The organism is Collinsella aerofaciens, assembly GCF_002736145.1.
GTDB lineage: Bacteria > Actinomycetota > Coriobacteriia > Coriobacteriales > Coriobacteriaceae > Collinsella > Collinsella aerofaciens_A.
This window is the reverse complement of record NZ_CP024160.1, coordinates 957,611-980,590: the sequence shown is the minus strand read 5'-3', so window position 1 is coordinate 980,590 and position 22,980 is coordinate 957,611. Positions and strand designations below refer to the sequence as shown.

General features: G+C 61.3%; 20 protein-coding genes. 12 read left to right on the top strand and 8 right to left on the bottom strand.

Translation table 11 applies throughout. From position 1 onward, the window contains the following. Positions 1–4: 4 nt before the first annotated feature. Entirely contained in the window at positions 5–913 is a 909-nt protein-coding gene (locus tag CSV91_RS04320) for a DUF4430 domain-containing protein (protein WP_232049557.1), read from the top strand. A 159-nt stretch (positions 914–1,072) separates the two neighbouring features. Here CSV91_RS04320 and CSV91_RS04315 read toward each other — a convergent pair whose 3' ends face one another. The 3 genes from CSV91_RS04315 to CSV91_RS04305 form a co-directional block, all read right to left on the bottom strand. Then, positions 1,073–1,480 (bottom strand): GtrA family protein, encoded by a 408-nt coding sequence (locus CSV91_RS04315; RefSeq protein ID WP_022095123.1) that lies wholly within the window; start codon positions 1,478–1,480, stop codon positions 1,073–1,075. 218 nt (positions 1,481–1,698) lie between these two features. Next, complete coding sequence (locus CSV91_RS04310; protein ID WP_006235398.1) at positions 1,699–2,094, bottom strand: GtrA family protein; 396 nt, start codon at positions 2,092–2,094, stop codon at positions 1,699–1,701. Positions 2,095–2,172: 78 nt separating this feature from the next. Continuing rightward, entirely contained in the window at positions 2,173–4,089 is a 1,917-nt protein-coding gene (locus CSV91_RS04305; protein WP_099431939.1) for a fructose-1,6-bisphosphatase, read from the bottom strand. Positions 4,090–4,409: 320 nt separating this feature from the next. On the opposite strand from CSV91_RS04305, the gene CSV91_RS04300 reads away from it, so the two are divergent. Further along, positions 4,410–5,300: a DegV family protein gene (locus CSV91_RS04300; protein ID WP_099431938.1), complete on the top strand. Its 891-nt coding sequence runs from the start codon at positions 4,410–4,412 to the stop codon at positions 5,298–5,300. Positions 5,301–5,381: 81 nt separating this feature from the next. On the opposite strand, the gene CSV91_RS04295 is transcribed toward CSV91_RS04300, so the two are convergent. Next, on the bottom strand, positions 5,382–6,473 hold the full coding sequence (locus CSV91_RS04295) for a beta/alpha barrel domain-containing protein (RefSeq protein WP_099431937.1): 1,092 nt from the start codon (positions 6,471–6,473) through the stop codon (positions 5,382–5,384). A 191-nt stretch (positions 6,474–6,664) separates the two neighbouring features. Between CSV91_RS04295 and CSV91_RS10025 the strand changes: the two genes are divergently transcribed. Beyond that, the gene (locus CSV91_RS10025) at positions 6,665–6,835 is read left to right on the top strand and encodes a hypothetical protein (RefSeq protein ID WP_157757989.1); all 171 of its coding nucleotides are present in this window, start codon (positions 6,665–6,667) and stop codon (positions 6,833–6,835) included. A 24-nt stretch (positions 6,836–6,859) separates the two neighbouring features. Here the strand turns inward: CSV91_RS10025 and CSV91_RS04290 are convergent, their stop codons facing one another. After that, positions 6,860–7,963, bottom strand: a complete 1,104-nt coding sequence (locus CSV91_RS04290; protein ID WP_099431936.1) for an RsmB/NOP family class I SAM-dependent RNA methyltransferase — start codon at positions 7,961–7,963, stop codon at positions 6,860–6,862. Between the two features lie 36 nt (positions 7,964–7,999). Then, positions 8,000–10,150 (bottom strand): methionine--tRNA ligase, encoded by a 2,151-nt coding sequence (locus CSV91_RS04285; protein WP_099431935.1) that lies wholly within the window; start codon positions 10,148–10,150, stop codon positions 8,000–8,002. Positions 10,151–10,282: 132 nt separating this feature from the next. Between CSV91_RS04285 and CSV91_RS04280 the strand changes: the two genes are divergently transcribed. The 3 genes from CSV91_RS04280 (at position 10,283) to queA (ending at position 12,717) form a co-directional block, all read left to right on the top strand. Then, entirely contained in the window at positions 10,283–10,849 is a 567-nt protein-coding gene (locus tag CSV91_RS04280) for a DUF3267 domain-containing protein (protein ID WP_099431934.1), read from the top strand. A 10-nt stretch (positions 10,850–10,859) separates the two neighbouring features. Continuing rightward, on the top strand, positions 10,860–11,435 hold the full coding sequence (locus CSV91_RS04275) for an epoxyqueuosine reductase QueH (protein WP_099431933.1): 576 nt from the start codon (positions 10,860–10,862) through the stop codon (positions 11,433–11,435). A 70-nt stretch (positions 11,436–11,505) separates the two neighbouring features. Beyond that, positions 11,506–12,717 carry a tRNA preQ1(34) S-adenosylmethionine ribosyltransferase-isomerase QueA gene (queA, locus tag CSV91_RS04270; protein ID WP_099431932.1) on the top strand — a complete coding sequence of 404 codons (1,212 nt, stop codon included), beginning with the start codon at positions 11,506–11,508 and terminating at the stop codon, positions 12,715–12,717. Positions 12,718–13,069: 352 nt separating this feature from the next. On the opposite strand, the gene CSV91_RS04265 is transcribed toward queA, so the two are convergent. Then, the gene (locus tag CSV91_RS04265) at positions 13,070–14,833 is read right to left on the bottom strand and encodes a coiled-coil domain-containing protein (protein ID WP_099431931.1); all 1,764 of its coding nucleotides are present in this window, start codon (positions 14,831–14,833) and stop codon (positions 13,070–13,072) included. A gap of 294 nt (positions 14,834–15,127) precedes the next feature. Here CSV91_RS04265 and CSV91_RS04260 point away from each other — a divergent pair, with 294 nt between their 5' ends. From CSV91_RS04260 to CSV91_RS04250, 3 genes are all read left to right on the top strand, one after another. Further along, the gene (locus CSV91_RS04260; RefSeq protein ID WP_099431930.1) at positions 15,128–15,928 is read left to right on the top strand and encodes an SDR family NAD(P)-dependent oxidoreductase; all 801 of its coding nucleotides are present in this window, start codon (positions 15,128–15,130) and stop codon (positions 15,926–15,928) included. Positions 15,929–16,291: 363 nt separating this feature from the next. Next, on the top strand, positions 16,292–17,431 hold the full coding sequence (gene tgt, locus CSV91_RS04255; RefSeq protein ID WP_055250876.1) for a tRNA guanosine(34) transglycosylase Tgt: 1,140 nt from the start codon (positions 16,292–16,294) through the stop codon (positions 17,429–17,431). A gap of 207 nt (positions 17,432–17,638) precedes the next feature. Beyond that, complete coding sequence (locus CSV91_RS04250; RefSeq protein WP_099431929.1) at positions 17,639–18,397, top strand: LOG family protein; 759 nt, start codon at positions 17,639–17,641, stop codon at positions 18,395–18,397. A gap of 168 nt (positions 18,398–18,565) precedes the next feature. On the opposite strand, the gene CSV91_RS04245 is transcribed toward CSV91_RS04250, so the two are convergent. Then, entirely contained in the window at positions 18,566–19,426 is an 861-nt protein-coding gene (locus tag CSV91_RS04245; protein WP_099431928.1) for a DegV family protein, read from the bottom strand. A gap of 156 nt (positions 19,427–19,582) precedes the next feature. Here CSV91_RS04245 and CSV91_RS04240 point away from each other — a divergent pair, with 156 nt between their 5' ends. From CSV91_RS04240 to CSV91_RS04230, 3 genes are all read left to right on the top strand, one after another. Then, positions 19,583–20,245 (top strand): HAD hydrolase-like protein, encoded by a 663-nt coding sequence (locus CSV91_RS04240; protein ID WP_099431927.1) that lies wholly within the window; start codon positions 19,583–19,585, stop codon positions 20,243–20,245. 54 nt (positions 20,246–20,299) lie between these two features. After that, positions 20,300–21,736, top strand: coding sequence for a M20 family metallopeptidase (locus CSV91_RS04235; RefSeq protein ID WP_099431926.1), 1,437 nt, complete (start codon positions 20,300–20,302; stop codon positions 21,734–21,736). A gap of 297 nt (positions 21,737–22,033) precedes the next feature. Continuing rightward, entirely contained in the window at positions 22,034–22,972 is a 939-nt protein-coding gene (locus tag CSV91_RS04230) for a phosphate ABC transporter substrate-binding protein (protein WP_099431925.1), read from the top strand. Positions 22,973–22,980: the final 8 nt, after the last annotated feature.

The following is a 22,980-nucleotide window of genomic DNA, read 5'->3' as shown; positions in this document are numbered from 1 at the left end:
GGCTGTGTCCAATAAATCCAAGGACGCTGACCCCAAGCAACCAGATTCCTCGTTCATTCAGTTCGACGATGCAAAGCAACAGGGCGCCGCTTCGGCGGCGTCCGCCCCTCGCCGCAAGACGCTCCTCGGCGTCCTGACTGCCGCGTGCACCATTCTGATCGTCGTCTCGCTGGGTTTCGTCCATCCTTCCGAGAGCGGTGCCTGGTCCATCGACTGGATCATTCAGACCGTGACGGGGGAGAGCGTCGTCACCAAGGACACCAAGGTGTCTGGCTCGACTACGACTTCGGGCGAGGCCAGTTCCAAGGATTCCAAGTCATCGAATGACGAAAAAGATGAGTCCAAGCATTCTGATGAGTCCAAGTCCAAGGACGATTCCGAGTCTTCAAACAAGGAATCGGACAAGAACTCGGATAGCAAGAAGTCCGAGGACCAGGACGGCAAGAAGTCTGGCGACAAATCCGCTGCCCAAAATACGGGAGCCGGTGATACTTCCAATGCGTCTGGCGGTGCTTCTTCGGGCGGTGGCCAGTCGTCTGATGGAGCCTCATCCTCTAATGGAGGAAACGCCTCCTCGGGCGGCCAGAGCGGCTCGCAGGAGTCCAGCTACGTAACAGTGACGGTTTCGGTCACATCGAGCGCTGTGGGCAATCCTGTGTCTTCTGGTGGCACCTTTACCTTTAACGAAGGCGCTACCGTCTACGATGCCCTGTGCGCGCTGGGCCTTTCTGTCAACGCACATGGCTCGTCGTACGGCACGTATGTCTCCGCGATTGGTGGTTTGGCCGAGAAACAGTACGGCGGTACGAGCGGCTGGATGTACTCCGTCAACGGCACAACGCCCATGACGGCCTGCAGCAACTACGTTCTCTCCAACGGCGACAACGTGGTCTGGTATTACGTTACAGGCTAGAGGCCTCGACATAGCGCGCCAGACGGGCGGTTCGGACAAACATCCGGGCCGCCCGTTTTTCATGCGAATGGGATTGGGTCGCCGGGTCTCTCGGCAAACAAAAAACCGGTTGGAACGAGAATTCCAACCGGTTATACCTTTAAGCAAATGTCGAACAAACTACGACCGTGCGCCCTCGAGGAAGAAGCGGCGGCTAAAGTAGTTGTACCAGGTGACCAGGAACGTGGCGATGGCCTTCATGGCCTGGTAGCCGATGCTCAAAAACGTGACGCCCACAAACATGTACAGGTCGTTGAGGCCCAGGCCGATCACCGACAGGATGGTGAAGATCGTGAACTCGCGCTTGCGGCTCATGCCCTCGCGATGGTCGAACACGTACTTCATGCTGAGCCAGTAGTTGACCACGACGGACGTGATGAACGAAACCGTGGTGCTCATCAAAAAGTCGAGGTGAAACAGCTCGACGAGCGCAATGAGCATACCCCAGTCGATACCAAAGGAGATAAGACCCACAACAGCGAACTTGAGGAACTGCTTGGTATGAGGTTGTGCCAGTGCCTTGCGCACGTAATCACATCCAATGCGTTGATGAATCGAGCAGAGGATACTTTAGAGCTTTTGCAAGGGAAACGTAAGGTCCTTGCCAAGAACTATACGAACTCGCCAAATTTTCAAGAGCTAATCCGCAAACGTTGAAAATTTGCCCGTAAACGAGCAATGCCCACGAACGACACGGCGCTCGACGCGCGTCATCCGTGGGCATTGTAAAGCTGTAAGGTTGCGAGTTACTTAGTCTCATCGCCTTCCAGGAAGATCTTTCGGGTCACAAAGTTGTAGACCATGACAAGCGCGGTGGCGCAGATCTTGGCGATATTGGCCTCGAGTCCCAGGCCGGCGTTGAGTGTCAACACGATACCGTCGTTGAGTGCCAGGCCGATCACGGACAGCACGACAAAGATAATGAACTCGCGGCGGCGGCTCATGCCCTCCTTGTGCGCAAACACGTACTTCATGCTGGCGAGGTAGTTAAAGATGAGTGAGATGATAAAGCCGCTGGTGTTGGCGATTAGGATGTTGAGGCCCAGACCGTAGTGGAGCAGATTCATAATGCCAAAGTCGATGACCGTGGCAATGACGCCGACGACGCCAAACTTCATGATCTGCGCAAGGAGCTTTTGCATGGTACCTGCCTTAGGGTGGCGCCGGGGCGCCGCGGGGATGACAAACTCAGCAAGTTTAGCCAATCCCCACGGGTGGTGCTAGGCGCGCTGTTCGATAGCACCGTTTCTATATGCATCGAGCAGCTGGCGCAGGTCCTGGATCTGGCTGCGGATCTTGGCGCCGGTATCGGTGTCGCTCACCATACGGCGACGGTCTGCTTGGTCAAAACGGTTGGTCTCACTCTCGATATCCACGTTGCGCGTGAGTGCCTCGGCAACCGTCGTAAAGGCCCGGTGCGACTTGAGACGGCAGCCGCGCGAGCTCGAGATGAGCGTATAGCCGGCGATACCCGTCTTGGGATGGTAAGCGCGGCAGAAGCCGCCATCGATGACCAGCAGCTTGCCCTCGGCGCGGATGGGCTGCTCGCCCTTGGTGGTTTTAACGGGCGTGTGGCCGTTGATGATGTGGCCGGTCGGCGAACATGCCATGGGCGCGACGCCAAACTCGCGCATGATGTCGTCGCAGACCGAGGGCGACTTGGTAAGCGTAAAGTACGGGTCCATCGGCTCGACCCAGGTGCTCTTATCGGCGATATAGGCGCGCTCAAAGGTGCGCACCAGGCGTCCGCTGGCGGGTGAGTTAAAGCCAATCCACAGGTACCACATCCAGTCGAGAGCGTCGCGGTCGCCCACGCGCCAAGCGCGGCGGGCGATGTGGTCGCAAAAATCGAGATAATCGCGGCCAGCGTGCCAGGTGCCCAGGCAGTTCATGCTGCTAAAGGTGCCGTCTTCGTTGAGTGGCACGCAGCCGTGGAAGAGCAGGTTGCCGTTGGCGACTTTGTACATCGAGCCGTGGGAATAGAGGAAATCGATATGGCGATGCAGGTGATCGGCGGTGACAAACTCGGACACGAGCTTGTCGATGATGTGCTGCTCCTGAGACGTGAGCGTATAGGGGTCCGCCGGGTCGACGGTGGGGAAGTCGTTGGTCGTGAGCGGCCACACGCTGCCGTCGGCGAGCGTGACCGTGCCGGTGTCGTGATCGATCTTGTCGAGTAACAGGCGGTCGGTCATGTCGAACTCGGGATGGCGCTGGATAATCTGGCCCTCGAGCTTAAAGAGCAACACGTTGATGGCCTTGATCAGCGGGGTGATGGACTCACCGTCGGTGTAGGTGGCATCGGCAAAGGCGACAAGCTCACGCAGCGAGATGCCGTAGTCGTTCTCGAGGATCTCGTAATTGTCGTAGCGTAGGTTGTTGCGCAGCACCGTGGCGATGCAGGCGGGCTCACCGGCCGCAGCGCCCATCCACAGCAGGTCGTGGTTGCCCCACTGGATGTCGAGTGAATGGTAGGTGAGCAGGCGGTCCATAATCTTGGCCGCGCCGCCGCCGCGGTCGAAGATGTCGCCCACCAGGTGCAGGTGGTCGACGGCCAGGCGCTTGATGAGCGAGGCGAGCGACTCGATAAAATCGTCGGCGCTTGCTGTCTCCAGGATGGACTCCACGATGCGCTCGTGATAGCGCACACGATAGTTGTTCTCGTCCGGGTGCGTGTGCAACAACTCGTCGATGATATAGGCGTAATCACGCGGGATGGCCTTACGCACCTTGGAGCGCGTGTAGCGGCTTGAAAGCGAACGAGCGACCATGATGAGCTGGTCAAGCATCGTCTTGTACCAGGTGGGCGAGTCCTCGCGCCGGCTGCGGACCAGCTCGATCTTCTCGCGCGGGTAGTAGATGAGCGTGCACAGCTCGCCCTTCTCGTCAAAGGAGAGCGTTTCGCCAAAGATTTCGTCGACATGCTCGCGCACGACGCCCGAGCAGTTGTTGAGGATGTGCATAAAGGCTTCGTACTCGCCATGCACGTCGCTCATAAAATGCTCAGTGCCCTTTGGCAGGTTGAGGATGGCCGAGAGGTTGATGATCTCGGTAAACGCGGATTGCTCGGTGGGAAACTGTCTCGACAGCAGGCGCAGATACTTGAAGTCTTGCGGATTGCGATCGAATGCGACCATGAAACACCTTCCGATAGGGCTGGTAAAACTGATAAACAGCGTCAAACGTTTATCAGTATGCGCCGCTTTTGTTTCGATTGGGGATGGGCGGCCGAATTGTTAGCCGAACGGTTTGGTAAATCGATTTAGTGGAGGTAGATATGGCGGTTGAGTGGAGACGATAGAAGGTGTTTTCTCAGATATTTATGCGTGGGGTCGGTGGAAACGATGGTGGTAAAGATGTTCGCTATTTTTGGTTCGATTTGGTAAATAGTGGACATATGTACCGTATGTAGGCTCACTGTGCGATAATTTGCGCAGCAATGAGTAAGGAGCCTCATATGAGTGATTTTGTCCTGACCTGTGAATCCGCCGCCGATCGAACTCGGGAGTTCTTTGAATCGCGCAATATCCCTGTCGTGTGTTTTCATTACGAGATCGACGATGTTGTCTATACGGACGATCTGTATCAGTCGATTACGCCGGACGAGTTTTTTGCCCAGATTGCCGCAGGCGCCATGCCCAAGACGTCTCAGGTGAGCGTGGGTGAGTACGAGGAGTTTTGGGAGCCGCTTGTTGCCGAGGGTAAAGACGTGCTGCACCTGACGTTGTCGTCGGGTATTTCGGGTACGTATGGCTCGGCTTGCGTTGCGGCGCAGATGCTTGCGGATCGCTATCCCCAGGGCGGCAAGGTGCGCGTCATCGATTCGCTGGCGGCGTCTTCGGGCTTTGGCCTGCTGGCGGAATGTGCCGCCGACGTGCGCGATAGCGGGGCTTCACTCGACGAGACGGCTGCCTGGATCGAGGAGCACAAGCTCAACCTGCACCACTGGTTCTTCTCGACCGATCTGTCGAGCTACCTGCGCGGCGGTCGCATTTCGGCTGCGAGCGCGATCATCGGCACGGCGCTTAAGATTTGCCCGCTTATGACGGTCGATTGCGAAGGTGGGCTGTCGCCACGTGAGAAGATTCGCACTAAGAAGCGCGCGATTTCCGAGATGGCTAAGACCATGATGGCACACGTGCAGGACGGTGCGGATTATTCGGGTAAGTGCGTCATGTCGCACTCGGCGTGCCGCGAGGATGCCGAGGCAGTTGCGGCGCTGATCGAGGAACAGATTCCGCAGCTTAAAGGCAAGATTGAGATCAATAACATCGGTACTCTGATTGGCTCGCATACCGGACCTGGTACGGTGGCGCTCTTCTTTATGGGCGACAAGCGCGTGGATTAGTTTGCCCCATCACATCGCTGCATGATTGCTCAAACGAAAACGGCCCGCCTCACGTTTGTGGGGCGGGCCTTGCTGTTGGGGTTAGCGTTTCTTTCCGCGGAAGAAGAAGCCGTGCAGTGACGGCTTGAGGCCGCGGTTGGCGCGATGCTCCTCGACGCGCTCGTGGATCGAAGCGACGCGCTCGATGACTTCGTCGGGAATCGGCACGTCGGGATTCATGTTCTCGACCTGGCTGACCTCGGCGGCGGAGACCTGGTCGATAATGGGCACATCGTCGTGCGAGATGACAGGTGTGGCGTCTTCCTTCATCTTGCGATAACGCTGCATCATGTCGGTCTGTAGCTGCTGGGCCGAAGGCGGCGTCCAGATGATGGCGTTGGCGCCGGCGGCGATGGTTTCACGGATGCTCTCGGGCGTCTTGCCGCCCGGCGCGATGAGCGGCAGGTTGGGATAGTGCTTGCGCAGCTCGCGTAGGACCTGGGGCGTGTTCTTGCCGGCGGCGATGTTGAGAATCTTGGCTCCAGCGCGCACCTTGGCGTGGGCATCGTCGTCGCAGCGAACGACCGTAGCGATGACGGGGATGTCGGCGATGTTGGTGATGTGCTCGACCATCTCGGCGGTGGCGGGGGAGTTGACCACACAGCCCGCCGCGCCCTGCATCTCGGAGACGGCTGCCATCTGAACGGAGCGCTTGCCGGTGGTGGTGCCACCGCCCACGCCTACGAAGACCGGGCACTCGGCGACGGTCAGCAGCGCCTGCGTAATGGCGGGCTGCGGCGTGAAGGGGTAAACGGCAAAGACGGCATCGGCGTTGGAGTTGCGGATGACCGCGACGTCGGTGGTGTAGATGAGCGATTTGATACGACGGCCGAAGAGCGTGAAGCCGCTGGCCTCCTCAATCTCGTCAGGCATGCGAAGGGCCGCCTTGCGCAGGCGCCCGTCGATGGGCAGCGGCTCCATGGGAAGCAGTCCGTTGGGGGTCACGGCTACCTGGGGTTCGGTGAACTCGTCTGCGAGCTCGACCTCGGAGAAATCGACCGAGGCGACGATGTCCTCGTGAACCTCGGCGGGCACATCGATGGGGGCTTGGTCGTTTGCCGCGGCAGGCGTGTCGAAGGAGCTGGTGCCGACGAAGGCGTCGACGCGCTCATTTAGATCGTTGAGGGTATCCATGGAAGCTCGATTCTATGTGATGACGGCCGGCGCGATGCAGCCGGAATTGCGAATGCTAAATCGTTTGACGAGTTGATTTTTCCCCGCCGCGCCATCCGTTAGACCGAAGGGCCGGCGAACGTGAAGGAGCTGTGGTGGCGGGTATTGAGGTGCTATCTTGAATGTCCCGTTTAAAAGAGAGGTGACGCGGTATGGAATTGACAGCAATGTTTGGCTCGATTGGCCTGTGTGTGGGCGCAATCGTTGCCGCCGCGGTCATCTACTTTGTGGTCACGGCCATTAAGGGCAAAAGGGCCGAACGCAAGGAGCGCGCGATGCTTAAACAGCATCGCGACCAGCAGGGCAAACGCGCACGGAGATAGCTTGTTGAGTTTTGGATCCGTGCGCTAGCTGCGTTTTCGGATCAGGGCAATGTAGAAGCCCTCAAATTCGCGGCTGGGCGGAATGGTGAGCGTGCCGGGCAGGCCGTTGGCGATGGCCGATACCTGACCCGTGGCAATGGCCTCGGTCAGGGCGTTGGACTCGATGCGCGGCTCCTCGCCAGCTTCCTGGGCGCGGCGTGCCTCACTTTCGCTTGGCGTGCCGTCGAGGGGGATGAGCTCGCAGTCCATATGCTTGTCGAGGGCCTCTTGCAGGGCGTCCTCGTTTTCCTGCGGCAAGATCGAACAAGTCGAATAGACGAGCGTGCCACCCGGTTTTAGGGCTCCCATGGCGCGGTCCAGAAGCGCACGCTGCGAGCGGGCGCATTTGACGAGCAGCTGCTCGGTCAGGCCGCGCAGGCTTTTCTCGTTGCCGCTGATGACGGTGCCCGTGCCGGTGCAGGGAGCGTCGAGCAGGATGCGGTCAAAGCGGAAGAACTCGTCGAGCTCGCGTGCGTCGGTGCGCATGACGGGCACGTTTTTGGCACCTTGGCGGTGGAGGTTGGCTTCGAGTTTCTCGGCGCGGGGAATGCTCATCTCGCAGGCGGTAAGGTGCGCCTGCCCCTGCGAGAGGGCGGCGATCTGCGTCGTCTTGCCGCCAGGGGCTGCGCACATGTCCAGGATGTCCTCGCCTGCCTGAGTGCCCAGGACCAGCGGCGGCATCATGGACGACAGGCTCTGCAGGTAGATCTTGCCGTCGCGGTAGATGTCGAGATCCCACAGATCGGAAACCTGGGCCTCGGGCAGGATGAAGGCGTCTGGGTACCAGGTGACGGGGTTGTGGGCGATGCCGGCGGCATCGAGCGCCGCAGCGATGTCCTCGGCGGTTGCCTTGAGCGTGTTGGCGCGCAGCGTGACCGGGCGTGTGGCCGCGGCGCCGAAACCCTCGATCATGAGCTCGGCATCGGCGGGCGCATAGGCGCCGGCGACCGTGTCGACCATAAAGCGCGGCAGGTCGGCGGCGGAGTGTTGGGCGGCAAGCTGGTCGGAAAGCTCGGTAGCGGCAAACTGCCTGAGGTTGAGCTCGGGCTTAACCTGCTTTTTCTGCTTACGACGACGCGGCTTGGACATCCGTCTTTCCTTCCCATTCCATTACATGTCGAGTGTTTAGTACTGGCTCTCGTGCTTGCTGAAGAAGTCGAAGCGCGGGGGCAGCGGCTTTACGCGGTGCTCGCCGGGCTTCTCGCCCAAGCTCTCCACAAACTCATCCGTGGAGGCGAAGATGTTATCCCAGCTAAAGAAGGCGACCGGATCGACGTCGAAGTACTCGCAGATGAGCTCGCAGCCGGCAGGGACGATGCCGTGCATGAGCACGGTCGCCACGCGCAGCTCGGTAAAGGCGTCGACGAGGGCCTGCGTCATTGCGGCATTGGCCGGCTCGCCCTCGAGCTTGTTAGCGGCCTTGGAGGCATCGCTCCAGCGCTTGTTGGCGGCACGCAGGTAGTCGTCGCACACGGCGAGCGCGCGGTGCGTCTCGAACTTGTACATGGCCTGCTCAAAGGCAAGGGCAGCCTGCTCGGCGGCCTCGACCACGGTGTCAGAAGCTGCGCCGGCGGGGATGCAGCCGTTGCGGTAGGGGCTCTCGTCGCCCTCCTTGACGGCGACGCCGTAGAAGCAGCTGCGGGCCAGGCGGTTGAACACGCCGGTCAAAAGGGCGCTCTCCTTAAGGGCCGGATCGATGACGCGCTTGTCGTCGCAGGCGCGCACCTCGTTGCCGTCCTTGTCCTTGCCGGTCACCCGCGTGTCGTATGCCTTAGGGCTAAAGCTTACCGGCTTCTCGGACAGGCCGAGCGACAGCCAGTGCGCGCGCATCTGCTCGCAGGTGTAGTGGTTGAGCAGGTCGTCTGCCGGCGGGGGAGGCGTCTGCGAGGACGAGCTGGCCTTTTTGCCCATGTAGAGCAGGTGGTAGCAGGCGCTGACGGTGCTCTGCGTGAGGTCCCAGCCCAGGGCCTCCCACATGGCGGTCTGCGCGATACAGTAGAAATAGATGTTGTCCTGACCGATGAACTGGTAGATCTGTGCGTCGTCAGAGCACCACCAGTCGCGCCAGTCGAGCGAGCTGTGCTGGTAGGTGGGTGCGGGCACCTGCGTGGAGTCGGCGGCGGGCTCGCCCATGAGGGCGGCATCCTGGGCGGCGACGCCCTCGGTCACGCCGGCGGCCTTGGCATCGCGCGCGAGCACGGTGCGCGTATAGCTGATGGGCGCCCACAGGCTCTCGGGCCAGCACCAGCAGGTGACGTCGGAGACGCCATCGACCTCGGGCACCGGAACGCCCCAGTCGATGTTGCCGGTGATGCGGAAGGGCACGAGCGCCTTGCCGCTGCGGAAGCGCACGCCACCGTTGGCGAGCACTGCGTGGGCATCGTCGCGCTCCTTCCAGCTGGGGAAGGTGACGGTAAAGCTGCTCTTGTTGCCCTCGGGCTCCAGCACGGTGTGCTCGGGCAGCTGATCCTCGACGGCATCGAAGGCCTCGCGGAACTTGTTCTGGATGTAGAGCTGGGCCGGCAGCAGCCACTCCTCCATAGTCTTGGAGACCACGGAGCGAACCTGCGGGTTCTGGGCGAGCTTGGCGGTGTAGGTTTTCATGAAGTCGAGGTAGGCCGGCAGGTCGAAGTAGAGGTTGTCGACCGGACGCAACTCGGGCACCTCGCCGGTGAGCTGGCTCTTGGGCGCGATGAGCTCCTCGGGCTCAAACTGGTGGCCCAGATCGCACTCGTCGGCATAAGCCTTCTCGGACTTGCAGCCCTGGATGGGGCAGCGGCCGATGACCTGACGGCCGTTGAGGAACGTGCCGGCCTTGGCATCGTAGAACTGCAGCGTGGAGCGCTTGGAGATGGTGCCCTGCTCGTGCAGGCGCTTGATAATCTCGGCGGTTACCTCGTTGTGAATCTGCGCAGCCGGCTCAAGGCCCGAGCCGCCGTAGATGTCGCAGCTGATGTTGTAGTTGTTGAGGGTCGCGGCCTGGCGGGAGTGATTGGACTCGACATACTCGCCGATGGACTTGTCGTAGCCCTCGTTCTCCTTGAGCTTGCGGTAGCTCTCCATGATGGGCGAACCGTAGCAGTCGGTGCCCGAGGTGAAGATGACGTTTTCGCGGCCCAGGCGGTCGCGCAGGAAGCGGGCGAAGAAGTCGGCCGGGACAAAGACGCCGCCGACGTGGCCAAAGTGCAGGCCCTTGTTGCCGTAGGGCTCGCCGGCGGTAACGATGGCGCGGCGCGGCCAGCTGGGACGGTCGTTCATGGAGTATTTGGATGCCATGGGACTCCTTCGCATATGGTGAGGGCGCAGCCGGGCGCGGGGCTCGGCGGCGCGGTGGTCAATTCGTGCATATCGTTCGACATTATCGCACATGCGGGCGGGTGCGTGGCAGGGGCGCTATCCTAAGATGTTATGAATGAGATTTCCAACATACATGCGTTTGAGGACGAGGATTTTCTGCACGCCTGCTTTGTGTGGGGGATGGTCGTAGTCGGCGTGTTTGCCGTGTGCCTGGTGCCGGTGCTTATGCTGCTGGGCAGGCCTGCGGACTTGGATGCGGCTGAGGTAGGCGGCTGGACGGCGGTCGTGGGCTGGATAGTCGGCGTGGCTGTTGTTTGTGCGGCGTCGTTTGCCGTACACGAGCTGGTGCATGCGGTGTTTTTTAAGCTGCTGGCGCCTGCGGGCGTGCGTGTGACCTTTGGGGCGAATCGCGAGACTGCGATGATTTATGCCTGCGCCGAGGGCGTTGTGTATTCGCATCGGCGTTACATGACCATTTGCCTGGCGCCCACGGTCTTTTTGACGGCAGCGTTTGCCCTGGGGTTTGCGTTTTCGGGCTATCCGCTGCTGTGCTACCTAGCGGCCGGCTTGCATTTGTCGGGGTGCGTGGGCGACTGGTACTACGTGCGAACCATTCTGCGCGATCGCCGTATCGTCGCCTGCGAGGACACGTCCTTTGGCGTGCGCTTTTTTGGGTGAGGAGATGTCGATGAAGCCGTTGTTGTTGCACGCCTGCTGTGCGCCGTGCTCGCTTGAGCCGGTCCGCCTGCTGCGCGAGGAAGGGTTTGAACCCACAATCTGCTGGACCAACCCCAATATTCAACCGCGCGATGAATGGCGGCGCCGTTTGGACGAGCTGCGCCGGTGGTGTGCCGACGGCGACATCGAGCTCATCGAGGCCGGGGAGGACCGCGAACGCTGGGAGACCGGCGTGGCCCCGTTGGGTGCCGATCGTCCCCGTCGCTGTCGCGTGTGCTATGCCTTGCGCTTGGCCGAGGCATGCCGCGTTGCCCAGGAGCGCAGGTTTGAATATGTGGGTACGACGCTCGCCGTCTCGCCGTACCAGCTGTTCGACACCTGCAATGACGTACTCGAGCGCCTGGCGGCGGCACGTGGGCTCACCCCGGTGATCCGCGATTTTCGCCCGTATTATCCCGAGGCTACGCGCCGTTCGCGCGAACTGGGCATGTATCGACAGAACTACTGCGGCTGCCGCTTTTCTGCCGTCGAGGCGGCCATGGACCGCGCTCGCATTCGCGACGAGCGCAAGGCTGCCAAAAAGTAGTTCATTTGGGACGTCAGCCTGCTAGGATGTAGGGCGGACTTTAGCTATATAAGGAGAATCCGACGTGTCTATGCGTACCGATGATTTTGACTACAACCTTCCCGAGGAACTGATCGCCCAGGCTCCCGCCGAGCCGCGCGACTCCTGCCGCCTGCTGGTGGTGGATCGCAAGGGCTCCCAGGCGGGAACGCCGCTGGAGCATGGCGGCACCGTTGAGCACCGCATCTTCCGCGACATCATCGACTATATCGAGCCGGGCGACGTGCTCGTCATCAACAAGACGCGCGTGATGCCGGCCCGCCTGATCGGTCGCAAATCGGGCTCGGGTGGCGTGGTCGAGACGCTGCTGCTCAAGCGCCGCGAGGATGTTGACCCGCTGGGCCATGTTTGGGAGTGCTTGGTCAAGCCGGGCAAGCGCCTGAAGCCCGGTGCCCAGATTGAGTATCGCGCCGGTGGCGCCCATGCGCCCGAGGGGGCTCCCGTGGTGCTGACGGCCGAGGTCGTCGACTTTGTCACCGATAGCCGCGGTGGCCGACTGGTGCGCTTTGAGCCGGCCGGTTGCAATGCCGCTGGAGAGCCGCGCACGCTCGACGAGGCCATTCACGCCGCCGGCCACGTGCCGCTGCCGCCCTACATTACCGATTACGAGGGCGATCCCGAGAAGTACCAGACCGTCTACGCCATGAAGGAGGAGCACTCGGCTGCCGCTCCTACGGCGGGTCTGCACTTTACTCCCGAGCTCATGGCCGCTATCGAGGCCAAGGGCGCGAAGTTTGCCGCCGTCGAGCTCGAGGTGGGTATTGATACCTTCCGTCTGGTGGAGGAGGACGACCCCACGCAGCACGTTATGCACACCGAGCGTTACCACGTGTCGCAGGAGGTTGTCGACGCCGTGCATAAGGCGAAGGCCGAGGGGCACCGCGTGATCGCCGTCGGCACTACCGCAGTACGCTCGCTCGAAAGCGCGTTTGACGCTGAGGCGCCGGTGTCCGATCCGGCCGTGACAGCGCGCTATTTTGAAGGCCGCGAGGACGGGGCCGATACGCTCGGCCGCGGTGACATCGTGGTGCGCGAGAACGCCACGACGCAGCTCTACCTCATGCCCGGCTCGACCTATCACGTGGTCGACGCGCTGATCACGAACTTCCACGTGCCGCGCTCCACGCTCATGATGCTCGTAAGCGCGCTTGCCACCCGCGACCAGATCATGGATGCCTATGCCGCCGCCATCGAGGAGCGCTACCGCTTCTTCAGCTTCGGCGACGCGATGCTCATTTTGTAGGTTACGGCGTTTTACAAACGCCGTAACCGGCCGACGCTGCGCGGGCCGCATTTGGACAATCTGACGTTCAATCGTCGGGCATGACCAGAAGGTCAATGCCCTCCTCTTTCACGTCACCTTGCTCGCTTAGGGGCGTTTTCGCTGACTTCGCCAATGCATCGGCAGGTACTCATTGGGGACGTACTTAAATGAGTGCCTGCAGAATGAGAGTGGATAATCTCCCGTTTTTGGCCTGCTTGGGGGCTCAAAGTGGGAGATTATCCACTCTCGTCATTGGACTAGTCTTTGGGGACGTTCTTGTTTGATTAGTCGTTTAAGAACGTCCCCAATGACTACTTGCTTGGCGGCTGGTTTACTTGCTTGCGAACAGCCAGACTAGGATGATCACCAGGATTGCGGCGACGATGCAGACGATGGCGCCGGTGAATTTGATGCGTGAGTCGCGGGTACGCTCGCGCACCGCGTCCTCGGTGGCCTCGAGCTGGGCGACTTCTCGCTCGGTCTCGGCGTGTTCGGCTTTGTCTCGGGCCAAGGATCCTGCAAGCGACTCAGTGATCTCTGGGTGGTCGTGCACCTCGGTCGCCTGTTCGATAATCGACTGCGCATGCGCGGCATCTGCTTGGGCGTTGGCGATGGTCTGCTCCTGCTCGCGGCGTGCCTTGTCCTCCGCGGCGATCTTCTCGCGCAGTTCGCGCTGACGAGTCGCGGCGGCAGTCTTCGCCGTCTGCAACTCGTCGCGCGCGGCATCGGCTTCGGTCGTCACGGCTTGGTGCGCGCGTTTTGCGTCGGCGATAGGGGCTTGAGCCTGCTCGACGGCCTGCTCGGCTGCGGCAAGTGAATGCTCAAGGTCGGCGGTGATGCGCGGGACATCTTCTTCGGCTTTACGCAGGGCATCTGCCGTGTCGGAAATCAGCATCGAGAGCTCGCTGGTGCGCACCGTATAGTTGGCGGGATTTGCCGAGGGATTGCGTTGCAGCTCGGCATACTCATGACGCAGCGTCTCGAGCTGGGCGCGCGTGGCGTCGACGGTTTGTTGTGCGGCGGCAATGCCGGCGTCTCGCTCTGCCTTCACCTTGTCGCGGATGCGCTTGGAATCCTCAAGACGCCGAACGAGGCGGTTGCCGGTCTCGCGCGAGCTCGTCTCGCGGGCCTCCACGGCATCGAGCGCGGCCTTCAGACGGAGCTCAGCCGCGTCATCCTCTGTCTTCATTTGTTCGAGCTGACCCTTGAGCTCTGTCGCTTTGGAGGCGTGGGCATCACGGTCAATCTCGGCGGCCGCTGCAGTCTTTTGGGCCGTGGCAATCGCTTGGCGCTGGTCGGCGACGATCTGGTCGTAGCGGCCTGCGATATCCTGGCGCGTCTCGAGTTCCTCGGTCTGGTCAGCAATGCGCTGCTCAAGTTCGGCCAGGTGGGCGCGGGCATCGGCAAGTGCCTTTTTCGCGGCGTTCATCTCGCGCATGGCCGAGGCGCCCTGGGCGATAAAGGTGCCCACGGCGTTCGCAGTGTTCGAGACAGCGGTCCCCAGATCGCGGCTCGCGGCGGGGGAGTGCGGGGCAGTCGGGCGAGCGGTGTCGGCAGTGTCCGCATCGGCAGCCTGCGGCACGGCGATATTGCCGGTACCGCCTTCGATCACAGAAAAGCCTGCTGCGTGCGGGTCGACCGCATCGGCGCCAATCGTGGGATGCTCGAGCTGCAGAAACGAGGGCATGGTGCTGCCCTGGTCGGCAACCGGAGTCTCGCCGGGTACGAAGGTCGAGGCTGCCTCGGCGGCCTCCTCTTCCTCGGCGTCAACGTCAGCGTCGGCCACGGCGTCTTTCATCGCTTTGACGGCATCCATCATGGAGTCCATGACGGCGTCGAGCTCTTCTTCCGAAGAAACCTCGATGGGGCCCGCAGCTTGCGGAGCGGCATCCTGTACGGGGTCGTCGTCCTGAGCGGGCGCATCGTCGTTTTGCTCGCCTGCATCTTCGGCGCCGGGGGTTTCCGCCGTAGCGCTTTCGTCTAAGATGGGGTCGTCGAGGTCAATATCATCGCAGGTCACAGCGTCGGCATCTGCAGTGACGTCTGCGGAATCATCAATATGCTGTTGAGTCTGGGGGTCCAGCTCGTCTGTCATAGGCATGTGCTCCTCATCGTTGTTTGTCACCCTATGATAAAGTCTCGCGCCGACATCCCGCGCGCTGCAGCAAAGTTTCAAAACGTGTTCGATGGCTCGCGTCGATAGCAAAAACTCGGCCACTTTATCCAGTTTGTACTTGACATTCCCTTCGCCGAAAGACGTTGCGCCGTTCGCCTGCCATGGGCTTTATTTTTCACTTGAACCCGTTAAAGTTGCATTTCAGCTTTTGGCGCGTTTATTTGGATGCGCGCAGTCGGCGGGTGCGCCCGCCGCGATTTGAAAGGACTTTATATGGGACTTTTCACTGGTAAGACCGTGATCGTCACCGGCGGCGGCAAGGCCACGCTTAAGGACGGCTCCGCTGGCTCCATCGGCTACGGCATCGATATCGCTTTTGCCAAGGAGGGCGCAAACCTCGTCATTACCGGCCGCAACGTTGCCAAGCTCGAGGCCGCCAAGGACTCTCTCGAGGCCGAGTACGGCGTCAAGGTTCTGCCCGTTCAGGCCGATGTTTCGGCTGGTCAGGACAACGAAGCTGTCGTCCAGAACGTCATCGACAAGGCCATTGAGGAGTTCGGCCGCATCGACGCCGTCGTCAACAATGCTCAGGCCAGCGCCTCGGGTGTGACCATCGCCGACCACACCATGGATCAGTTTAACCTGGCCATTTATTCCGGTCTGTATGCCACCTATCTGTACATGCAGAAGGCCTATCCGCACCTGAAGGAGACCAAGGGCTCCGTGGTCAACTTTGCTTCGGGCGCCGGCCTGTTTGGCAACTACGGCCAGTGCAGCTATGCCGCCGCCAAGGAAGGCATCCGCGGTCTGACCCGCGTCGCTGCCAACGAGTGGGGCAAGGACGGCATCAACGTCAATATCGTTTGCCCGCTTGCTTGGACCGCTGCGCTCGAGAACTTCCAGGATGCCTATCCCGAGGCGTTCAAGGCCAACGTCCACATGCCGCCGGCAGGCCACTACGGCGACGTCGAGAAGGAAATTGGCCGCGTTGTCGTTCAGCTCTGCGGTCCCGACTTTAAGTATATGAACGGCGAGACCGTCACCCTCGAGGGTGGCATGGGCCAGCGTCCTTAGGGGTTACGGCGTTTTACCAAACGCCGTAACGGGCCGACGCTGCGCGGGCCGCATTTGGACAATCTGACGTTCAACTTCAAGGGCGCGACCGAAAGGTCAGCGCCCTTTCGTTTCACGTCACCTTGTCTCAAATGCGGCCCGCTCGCTGACTTATGCTCAACCTGCGGCGCCATTTTGTTTGAAGGCACCTTGCTCGTTCTGGCAGGTTTTCGCTGTCGGTGCCATAACATCGGCGTTTGCGTTGCTGGCAGAAGGCCTCTCATGGCTAGTCGTTTAATGCACCAGTTTCTGTCGAGTCGGTGCTTCTTGCGGGTTGCCCGTATAATGGTTTGCGTATGAACCGCAACCAAGGAGTTCCAGTTTATGGACCAGAACCTTTTTAAATTCGACCTGATCGCCGAGGACCCGACCACGCACGCGCGCGCCGGCGTGCTGCATACCCCGCACGGCGACATCGAGACGCCGATCTTTATGCCCGTGGGCACCAAGGCAAACGTCAAGGGTATTCCCACCGAGACTGTCAAGAAGCTCGGCGCCCAGATCGTGCTCGCCAATACCTATCATCTGTCCATGCGTCCCGGCGAGGATACCATCGCCGAGCTGGGCGGCCTGCACAAGTTCATGAACTGGCACGGCCCCATCCTCACCGACTCGGGCGGTTTCCAGGTCTTCAGCCACAACGATGCCGTCAAGCTCACCGATGAGGGCGTGCGCTTTATTGTCAACGATTACGACGGCCGCCACGTGTTTTGGACGCCCGAGGACAACATGGAAATCGCCATGAAACTCGGCTCCGATATCTGCATGCAGCTCGACCAGTGCCCGGGCTATCCCGCCACGCGCGCCTACGTTGAGCGCGCCGTTGAGCTGTCGAGCATGTGGGCCGAGCGCTGCTATAAGGCGCATACCCGCGATGACCAGGCGCTCTTTGGCATCGTTCAGGGCGGCATGCACCTGGATCTGCGCCTGCGTTCGCTGCGCCATCTGGAGGAGTGCGGCGACTTCCCGGGCTATGGTATCGGTGGCTATTCGGTGGGCGAGGATCACGAGACCATGTTCGAGACCCTGGCGCCGCTCGTGAGCGAGTACATGCCCAAGCATAAGCCGCGCTACCTGATGGGTGTCGGCAACCCCACCACGCTCGTACGCGGCGTGGGCGTGGGCATCGACATGTTCGACTGTGTGCTGCCGACGCGCACCGGTCGCATGGGTACGGCGTTCTCCAGTGAAGGTCGCCTTAACTTCCGTAACGCGCGCTTTGCGCACGACGACGGCCCCATCGACCCCACCTGCACCTGCCCGGTGTGCACGGGCGGCTACAGCCGCGCGCTCATTCGCCACATGGTCACGCAGAAGGAGATGCTCGGCGGCATTTTGCTTTCGATGCACAATATCTACTACCTGCTCAACCTTATGCAGCGTGCCCGCCAGGCCATTATCGAGGGCCGCTACGGCGCATTCGTGAGCGACTGGATGAATAGTCCTGCCGCGGTGGATTACTAAGGGCGACAGACACGCTTGCAGAGCGTGGGCAACGGCAATGGTCGGGCGCCAGCCGGTCGTCACATTCGTTGACACCGGCTGCGCGACCGCTGACCGATAGCTTGCAAGTGCTTGATGCATCGTGGGTACCATACCGAATAGTTGATGCTCGGGCGGGTGTTTGACGCATAGCGTCGACCCTGCCCGTTTTTCTCGATAGGAGTACCCATGATTAAGAATGAGAATGTCGAGGGCGAGCCCGCCTACGACGAGACGTACCGCCGCGGCCCCGTGGTCATGCGCGGCCCCATGATTCCTAAGGACAACACCTACGCCAACCTGCTGGCGCCCGAGGAGTCGACTGACTGGCTGCACGCCGACCCCTGGCGCGTGCTGCGAATTCAGGCAGAGTTTGTCGATGGCTTTGGCGCACTTGCCGAGCTTGGACCTGCGGTGACCATCTTTGGTAGCGCCCGCACGCCCAAGACCGATCCACTCTACAAGGCGGCGCGTACCGTCGGGCGCAAGATCGCGCAACGTGGCGTGGCGGTCATCACCGGTGGCGGCCCCGGCATCATGGAAGCGGCCAACAGGGGAGCGGCGAGTGTCAACGGCAAGTCAGTTGGCCTAGGCATTGAATTGCCGCACGAGCAGGGGCTCAACAAATACGTGAACCTCGGCATGGACTTCCGCTACTTCTTTGTGCGTAAAACCATGTTCGTTAAGTACAGCTCGGGCGCCATCGTATTTCCCGGCGGCTTTGGTACGCTCGACGAGATGTTCGAGGTTCTCACGCTGGTGCAGACGCACAAGGTCAAGCGCATGCCGCTCGTGCTGGTGGGCACCGAGTACTGGCAGGGCCTGTTCGACTGGCTCAACGGCCCGGTGATGGACGCCGGTATGATTAGCCCGCTCGATCCGGAGCTGGTGTACATCACCGACGACCTCAACGAGGCCGTCGACATTGCCCTGAGCGGGCTGATGTAGAGTAGCTAAAATGGGACGGGGCTAAAAAGACCGGTGCGTAACGTTACATGCCAGTCTTTTTAGCCCCGTCCCAAATGAACTGCTTCTAAGTTGCGGTGGAATAGGGATTGATTGGCGGCTAATAAGCCAAAAACAGTCCCTATTTCACCGCAACTGATGTGGGCGTCCCTAGCGAGTTGGCTGGTAGCGGGGGCAGTAGCTGATGGCGATGGCGTCGACGCCTACATGGGTGGCGATGGTGCAGCCGATGGTGCCGGCGCCGGCGTCTACGTAGTCCTGGCCCGCGAGCGCCTCGTTGACAAGTTCCTGCTCCTCGGCGGCGCCGGTCGTGAGCACGCGCACGCTTGAGCCCGGGTGCTCGTCCAAAAACGCGAGGCAGTCTGCCATGGTGTTGGCGACGATGCGCTTGGCGCCGCGGCCCTTTTTGATAGCCTTGATCTCGCCCGACTGCCACTCCGGCGAAACGGCCAGGCGAATGTTGAGCATCTGCGTCAGCTGGCCGGCGAGCTTGGGGGCGCGGCCGTTTTTGACCAGGTTCTCGAGCGTTCGGGGAATCAGCAGCAGGTGGGCGTCGGGCAACGTCGCGCGGATCTGCGCCTCGGTCTCGTCCAAGCTGCGGCCGTCCTCGCGCATGGCAAGCGCGTACTCCACCAGCAGACCCTCGGCACCCGAGCCGGTGCGCGAATCGATGCAGCGCACGTCGAGCTCGTGGGTCTCGGCGACCAGGCATGCGTTGGAATAGCAGGCGGACCACTCGCTGCACAGCGAGATAAAGATCGCGCTGTCGTGGCCATCGGCGCGCACGCGGTCAAACAGCGCCTTGAACTCGCCGGCGCTCGGCTGCGAGGTGTGCGGCAGCTGCTCGGAGCCGGCCATGCGCGCGACGTATTCCTCGGCAGTAATCTGCACCTGGTCGAGCAGGTCCTCGCCCTCGATAATCACATGCAGCGGAATCACGTAAATGCCAAGCTCTTGAGCACGGGCGGGGGAGATGTCCGACGTGGAGTCGGTTATGATGGCAAAAGACATAATTGCACCTTTCGTTGGGGCGCGGCAGCGCCGCCTTCTGAAAGCAAAGTGCGACAAGTATAGTGGAGTTGCTCTACATTGCTAGGTTCAATTGTTGAATAGTCAACAGTTTGAAGCGGTGGTGTGGAAATCATCAACTGGGGAAGAAGGGTGCCGATGGCGGCATTGCAACTTTGCGAGCGGCCGGTTGTGCTGTTCGATTTTGACGGCACGGTGGCCGATACGGGTCGGGCAGTGATGACCTCGACGCGCAAGACGCTGGCTGCGCGCGGGTTTTCGGAGACGCAGATGGGTGATCTGCGCCGCATGATCGGGCCGCCCCTGTGGAAGAGCTTTCACGACTTTTACGGCTTTTCCCGCGAGGAGTCGCTTGAGGTGGCCGATGAGTACCGCGCCTTTTTTGATGAACTGGGACCGGAGGAGTATCCCGTGTTCAATGGGGTCCCCGAGCTGCTGGATGGGTTGGTCGCCCAAGGCAAACGTATGGCCGTGGCGACGTCGCGCATGGAGGCCAAGTGCATCGACATGGTGCATGAGCTCGGGCTCTCTCAGTTTGAGGCGGTGATTGGCATGAATCCGCCGCAGGGACGCGAGACCAAGGCCGATTCGGTCCGCGATGCCCTGGCGGCGCTCGGCGCGACGGCCGACGATGCCGTGATGATCGGCGACCGCTTTAACGACGTCGAGGGCGCGCACGCGATGGGCGTGCCGTGCATCGGCATCTATTCGGGCGTGGCGGCGCCGGGGGAGCACGAGGCCGCGGGTGCCGATGCGGTGGTGCACTCGGTGGCCGAGCTTGCTAAACTTTTCGCTATCTAATGACGTAATGTGAGGGGCGGGCACGCTCGCCGCTCATTGGTAAGGAGGTCGTCCATGAATCAGGTGGAGCAGAGCGTCGCTGAGTATGTCGACGAGGTCTGGGAAGATGTCGTCGCCGATATCGAGCAGCTGGTGAGTTATCCGTCCGTGGCCGTTGCTGCCGATGCGGAGCCCGACGCGCCGTTTGGCCGCCCGGTCCGTGACGCGCTCGATTGCGCGCTCGGCATTGCGCAAAAGCTCGGCTACCAGACGAGCGACGACGAGGGCTATGTGGGCATTGCTGATATCCCGGGCCGCGGCGACAAGCAGCTCGCGACCATTTGCCATGTGGACGTGGTGCCCGCCGGCCCTGGCTGGAACACCGACCCGTTTGCGATGGAGCGTCGCGAGGGCTGGCTGCTCGGCCGCGGCGTTATCGACGACAAGGGTCCTGCCGTGCTGTCGCTCTACGCCGGCGCCTATCTGCTCAAGCACGGTATCACCCCGCGCTACACCTTCCGCGCGCTGCTGGGCTGCGATGAGGAAGTAGGTATGTCCGACGTTCACCATTATCTGGAGAACTACGCAGACCCCGACTTTCTGTTTACGCCCGATGCCGAGTTCCCGGTCTGCAATGCCGAGAAGGGCCAGTTTGGGGCGACGTTCGTGAGCCCTAAGATCGACGGCGGGCGCATCGTGTCGTGGAGCGGCGCCGAGGCGAGCAATGCCATTCCGTCGCAGTCCATCTGCGAGCTCGCGATTGCCGCCGATGAGCTGCCGGCGCCGGTCGAGAACGCCGACCGCCTGGAGATTACGGCGCTCGACAATGGCCATGTGCAGATTTTCGCCCACGGTATTGGCGGCCACGCTTCGATGCCTGAGGGCACCATCAACGCCGTCGGCCTGATCGTGGCGTATCTGCGCGAGGCCGAGGACGCGTTTGGTGCCCGTGACGAGCGCCTGCTGACGCCTGCCGAGCACGAGTTTGTCAAGTTTTTGGCCTTTGTGCATGCGGACGCCTATGGCCGCGGCCTGGGTATCGATGCGACGAGCCCGGCGTTTGGTCCGCTCACCTGCAACCCCGGCGTCATCCGTGTGGCGGATGGCCATATTGAGCAGGTCATCGACGTGCGCTTCCCCGATAGCACCAGTGCCGATACCATCCGCGAGCAGCTCGAGCCGCTCGTGGGCCGCTTTGGCGTGACGTGCCGTGTGGGTCGTGCAAAGGTGCCGTTCTCGGTGTCTGCCGACGATCCTGCCGTGAAGGCGCTTGTCGATACCTATAACGAGTTTACGGACAAGCATGCCGAGCCTTTTGCCATGGGTGGCGGCACGTATGCGCGCAACTTTGCCCGCGCCGTCTCGTTTGGCCCCGAGGAGACCGGCCTGGAGCTGCCCGCATGGGGCGGCCAGATGCACGGTCCCAACGAGTGCGCAAACGAAGAGCAGCTCAAGCAAGCGCTCAAGATTTACATCGTGGCAATCTTAAAGCTCAACGAGTTGGAGCTGTAGGGCTTCCCCTATATCCTGCTTGGATACAAACTTGCATTACGAGCCCGGTGCTTTTGCCCGGGCTTTTTCTGTTGCGGTGGGGCAGTCCATGGGGACGTTCCTCTGGTGTAAAAGGCTGGCCATGTTCGGCGCTGGATTGTTATCCGTTTGTAAAGGCTGGGCAGAGCTTGCGGTAAGGGTCTATCAATAGCCCGTAAGAAACCGCAGTTGGCGCGGGCGCAGCCCGGTCGGGGCCGTATCTTTCCAAACAGCAAAGCGGGCAGGGTGCCCGCGAGTCGCATGTATGAAAGGAAGATCATGCTCGATCAGACTTATTCTCGTCGTCAGTTCCTCGGCCTCGCTGGCGGTCTTGCCAGCATCGTCGGTCTCGGTCTCGTTGGTTGCGGCGGCTCCGGCGCATCCGACGCCGCCGACAAGGGTAGCGCTGCTGCTGCCGAGTCCGTCTCCGGTGAGGTGACCTACGACGGCGCCTCCTCGTTCCAGGCTCTCGTCGAGGCCGCTGCCGAGAAGTTCATGGATGCCAACCCGGACGTCTCCGTCTCTGGTTCGGGTAACGGTTCGGGCAAGGGCCTGACCGCTGTCGCCGCCGGCACCGTCACCATCGGCAACTCCGACGTCTTCGCCGAGACCAAGCTCGAGGCCGATCAGGTCAAGAACCTCGTCGACCACGAGGTCGCCGTCGTGGGCATGGGTCCCGTCGTCTCCAAGAACGTGACGGTCGACGACCTGTCCCTCGAGCAGCTCAAGGGCATCTTCTCCGGCCAGATCACCAACTGGAAGGAGGTCGGCGGCGACGACGCCAAGATCGTTGTCCTCAACCGCAAGGCCGGCTCCGGCACCCGCGCCACCTTCGAGGCCGCCGTCTTTGGCGACGAGGCCGTCGACTTTAAGGGCGACGCCGAGCTCGACAAGTCCGGCGATGTCCAGACTCAGATGGGCAGCACCGACAACGCCATCTCCTACCTCGACTTCTCGCACTTCGACAACTCCAAGTTCAATGCCATCAAGGTCGAGGGCGTGGAGCCCAAGAGCGCAAACGTCACTGACGACTCCTTCAAGATCTGGGCGACCGAGCACATGTACTGCGCTAAGGACGCCGACGAGGCCACCAAGGCCTTCCTGGAGTTCATGCTTTCCGACGACGTCCAGGGCAAGCTCGTCGAGGAGCAGGGCTTTATTCCCGTCTCTGCCATGAAGGTCGTCAAGGACGCCAGTGGCAAGGTCTCCGCTAAATAAGTAATCGC

Excerpts from the sequence above, each read along its gene's own strand:
- CSV91_RS04310 (WP_006235398.1), bottom strand. The coding sequence starts at position 2,094 with ATGCAAAAGCTCCTTGCGCAGATCATGAAGTTTGGCGTCGTCGGCGTC.
- CSV91_RS04305 (WP_099431939.1), bottom strand. The coding sequence starts at position 4,089 with ATGGTCGCATTCGATCGCAATCCGCAAGACTTCAAGTATCTGCGCCTG.
- CSV91_RS04300 (WP_099431938.1), top strand. The coding sequence starts at position 4,410 with ATGAGTGATTTTGTCCTGACCTGTGAATCCGCCGCCGATCGAACTCGG.
- CSV91_RS04295 (WP_099431937.1), bottom strand. The coding sequence starts at position 6,473 with ATGGATACCCTCAACGATCTAAATGAGCGCGTCGACGCCTTCGTCGGC.
- CSV91_RS10025 (WP_157757989.1), top strand. The coding sequence starts at position 6,665 with ATGGAATTGACAGCAATGTTTGGCTCGATTGGCCTGTGTGTGGGCGCA.
- CSV91_RS04290 (WP_099431936.1), bottom strand. The coding sequence starts at position 7,963 with ATGTCCAAGCCGCGTCGTCGTAAGCAGAAAAAGCAGGTTAAGCCCGAG.
- CSV91_RS04285 (WP_099431935.1), bottom strand. The coding sequence starts at position 10,150 with ATGGCATCCAAATACTCCATGAACGACCGTCCCAGCTGGCCGCGCCGC.
- CSV91_RS04280 (WP_099431934.1), top strand. The coding sequence starts at position 10,283 with ATGAATGAGATTTCCAACATACATGCGTTTGAGGACGAGGATTTTCTG.
- CSV91_RS04275 (WP_099431933.1), top strand. The coding sequence starts at position 10,860 with ATGAAGCCGTTGTTGTTGCACGCCTGCTGTGCGCCGTGCTCGCTTGAG.
- queA (WP_099431932.1), top strand. The coding sequence starts at position 11,506 with ATGCGTACCGATGATTTTGACTACAACCTTCCCGAGGAACTGATCGCC.
- CSV91_RS04265 (WP_099431931.1), bottom strand. The coding sequence starts at position 14,833 with ATGACAGACGAGCTGGACCCCCAGACTCAACAGCATATTGATGATTCC.
- CSV91_RS04260 (WP_099431930.1), top strand. The coding sequence starts at position 15,128 with ATGGGACTTTTCACTGGTAAGACCGTGATCGTCACCGGCGGCGGCAAG.
- tgt (WP_055250876.1), top strand. The coding sequence starts at position 16,292 with ATGGACCAGAACCTTTTTAAATTCGACCTGATCGCCGAGGACCCGACC.
- CSV91_RS04250 (WP_099431929.1), top strand. The coding sequence starts at position 17,639 with ATGATTAAGAATGAGAATGTCGAGGGCGAGCCCGCCTACGACGAGACG.
- CSV91_RS04245 (WP_099431928.1), bottom strand. The coding sequence starts at position 19,426 with ATGTCTTTTGCCATCATAACCGACTCCACGTCGGACATCTCCCCCGCC.
- CSV91_RS04240 (WP_099431927.1), top strand. The coding sequence starts at position 19,583 with ATGGCGGCATTGCAACTTTGCGAGCGGCCGGTTGTGCTGTTCGATTTT.
- CSV91_RS04235 (WP_099431926.1), top strand. The coding sequence starts at position 20,300 with ATGAATCAGGTGGAGCAGAGCGTCGCTGAGTATGTCGACGAGGTCTGG.
- CSV91_RS04230 (WP_099431925.1), top strand. The coding sequence starts at position 22,034 with ATGCTCGATCAGACTTATTCTCGTCGTCAGTTCCTCGGCCTCGCTGGC.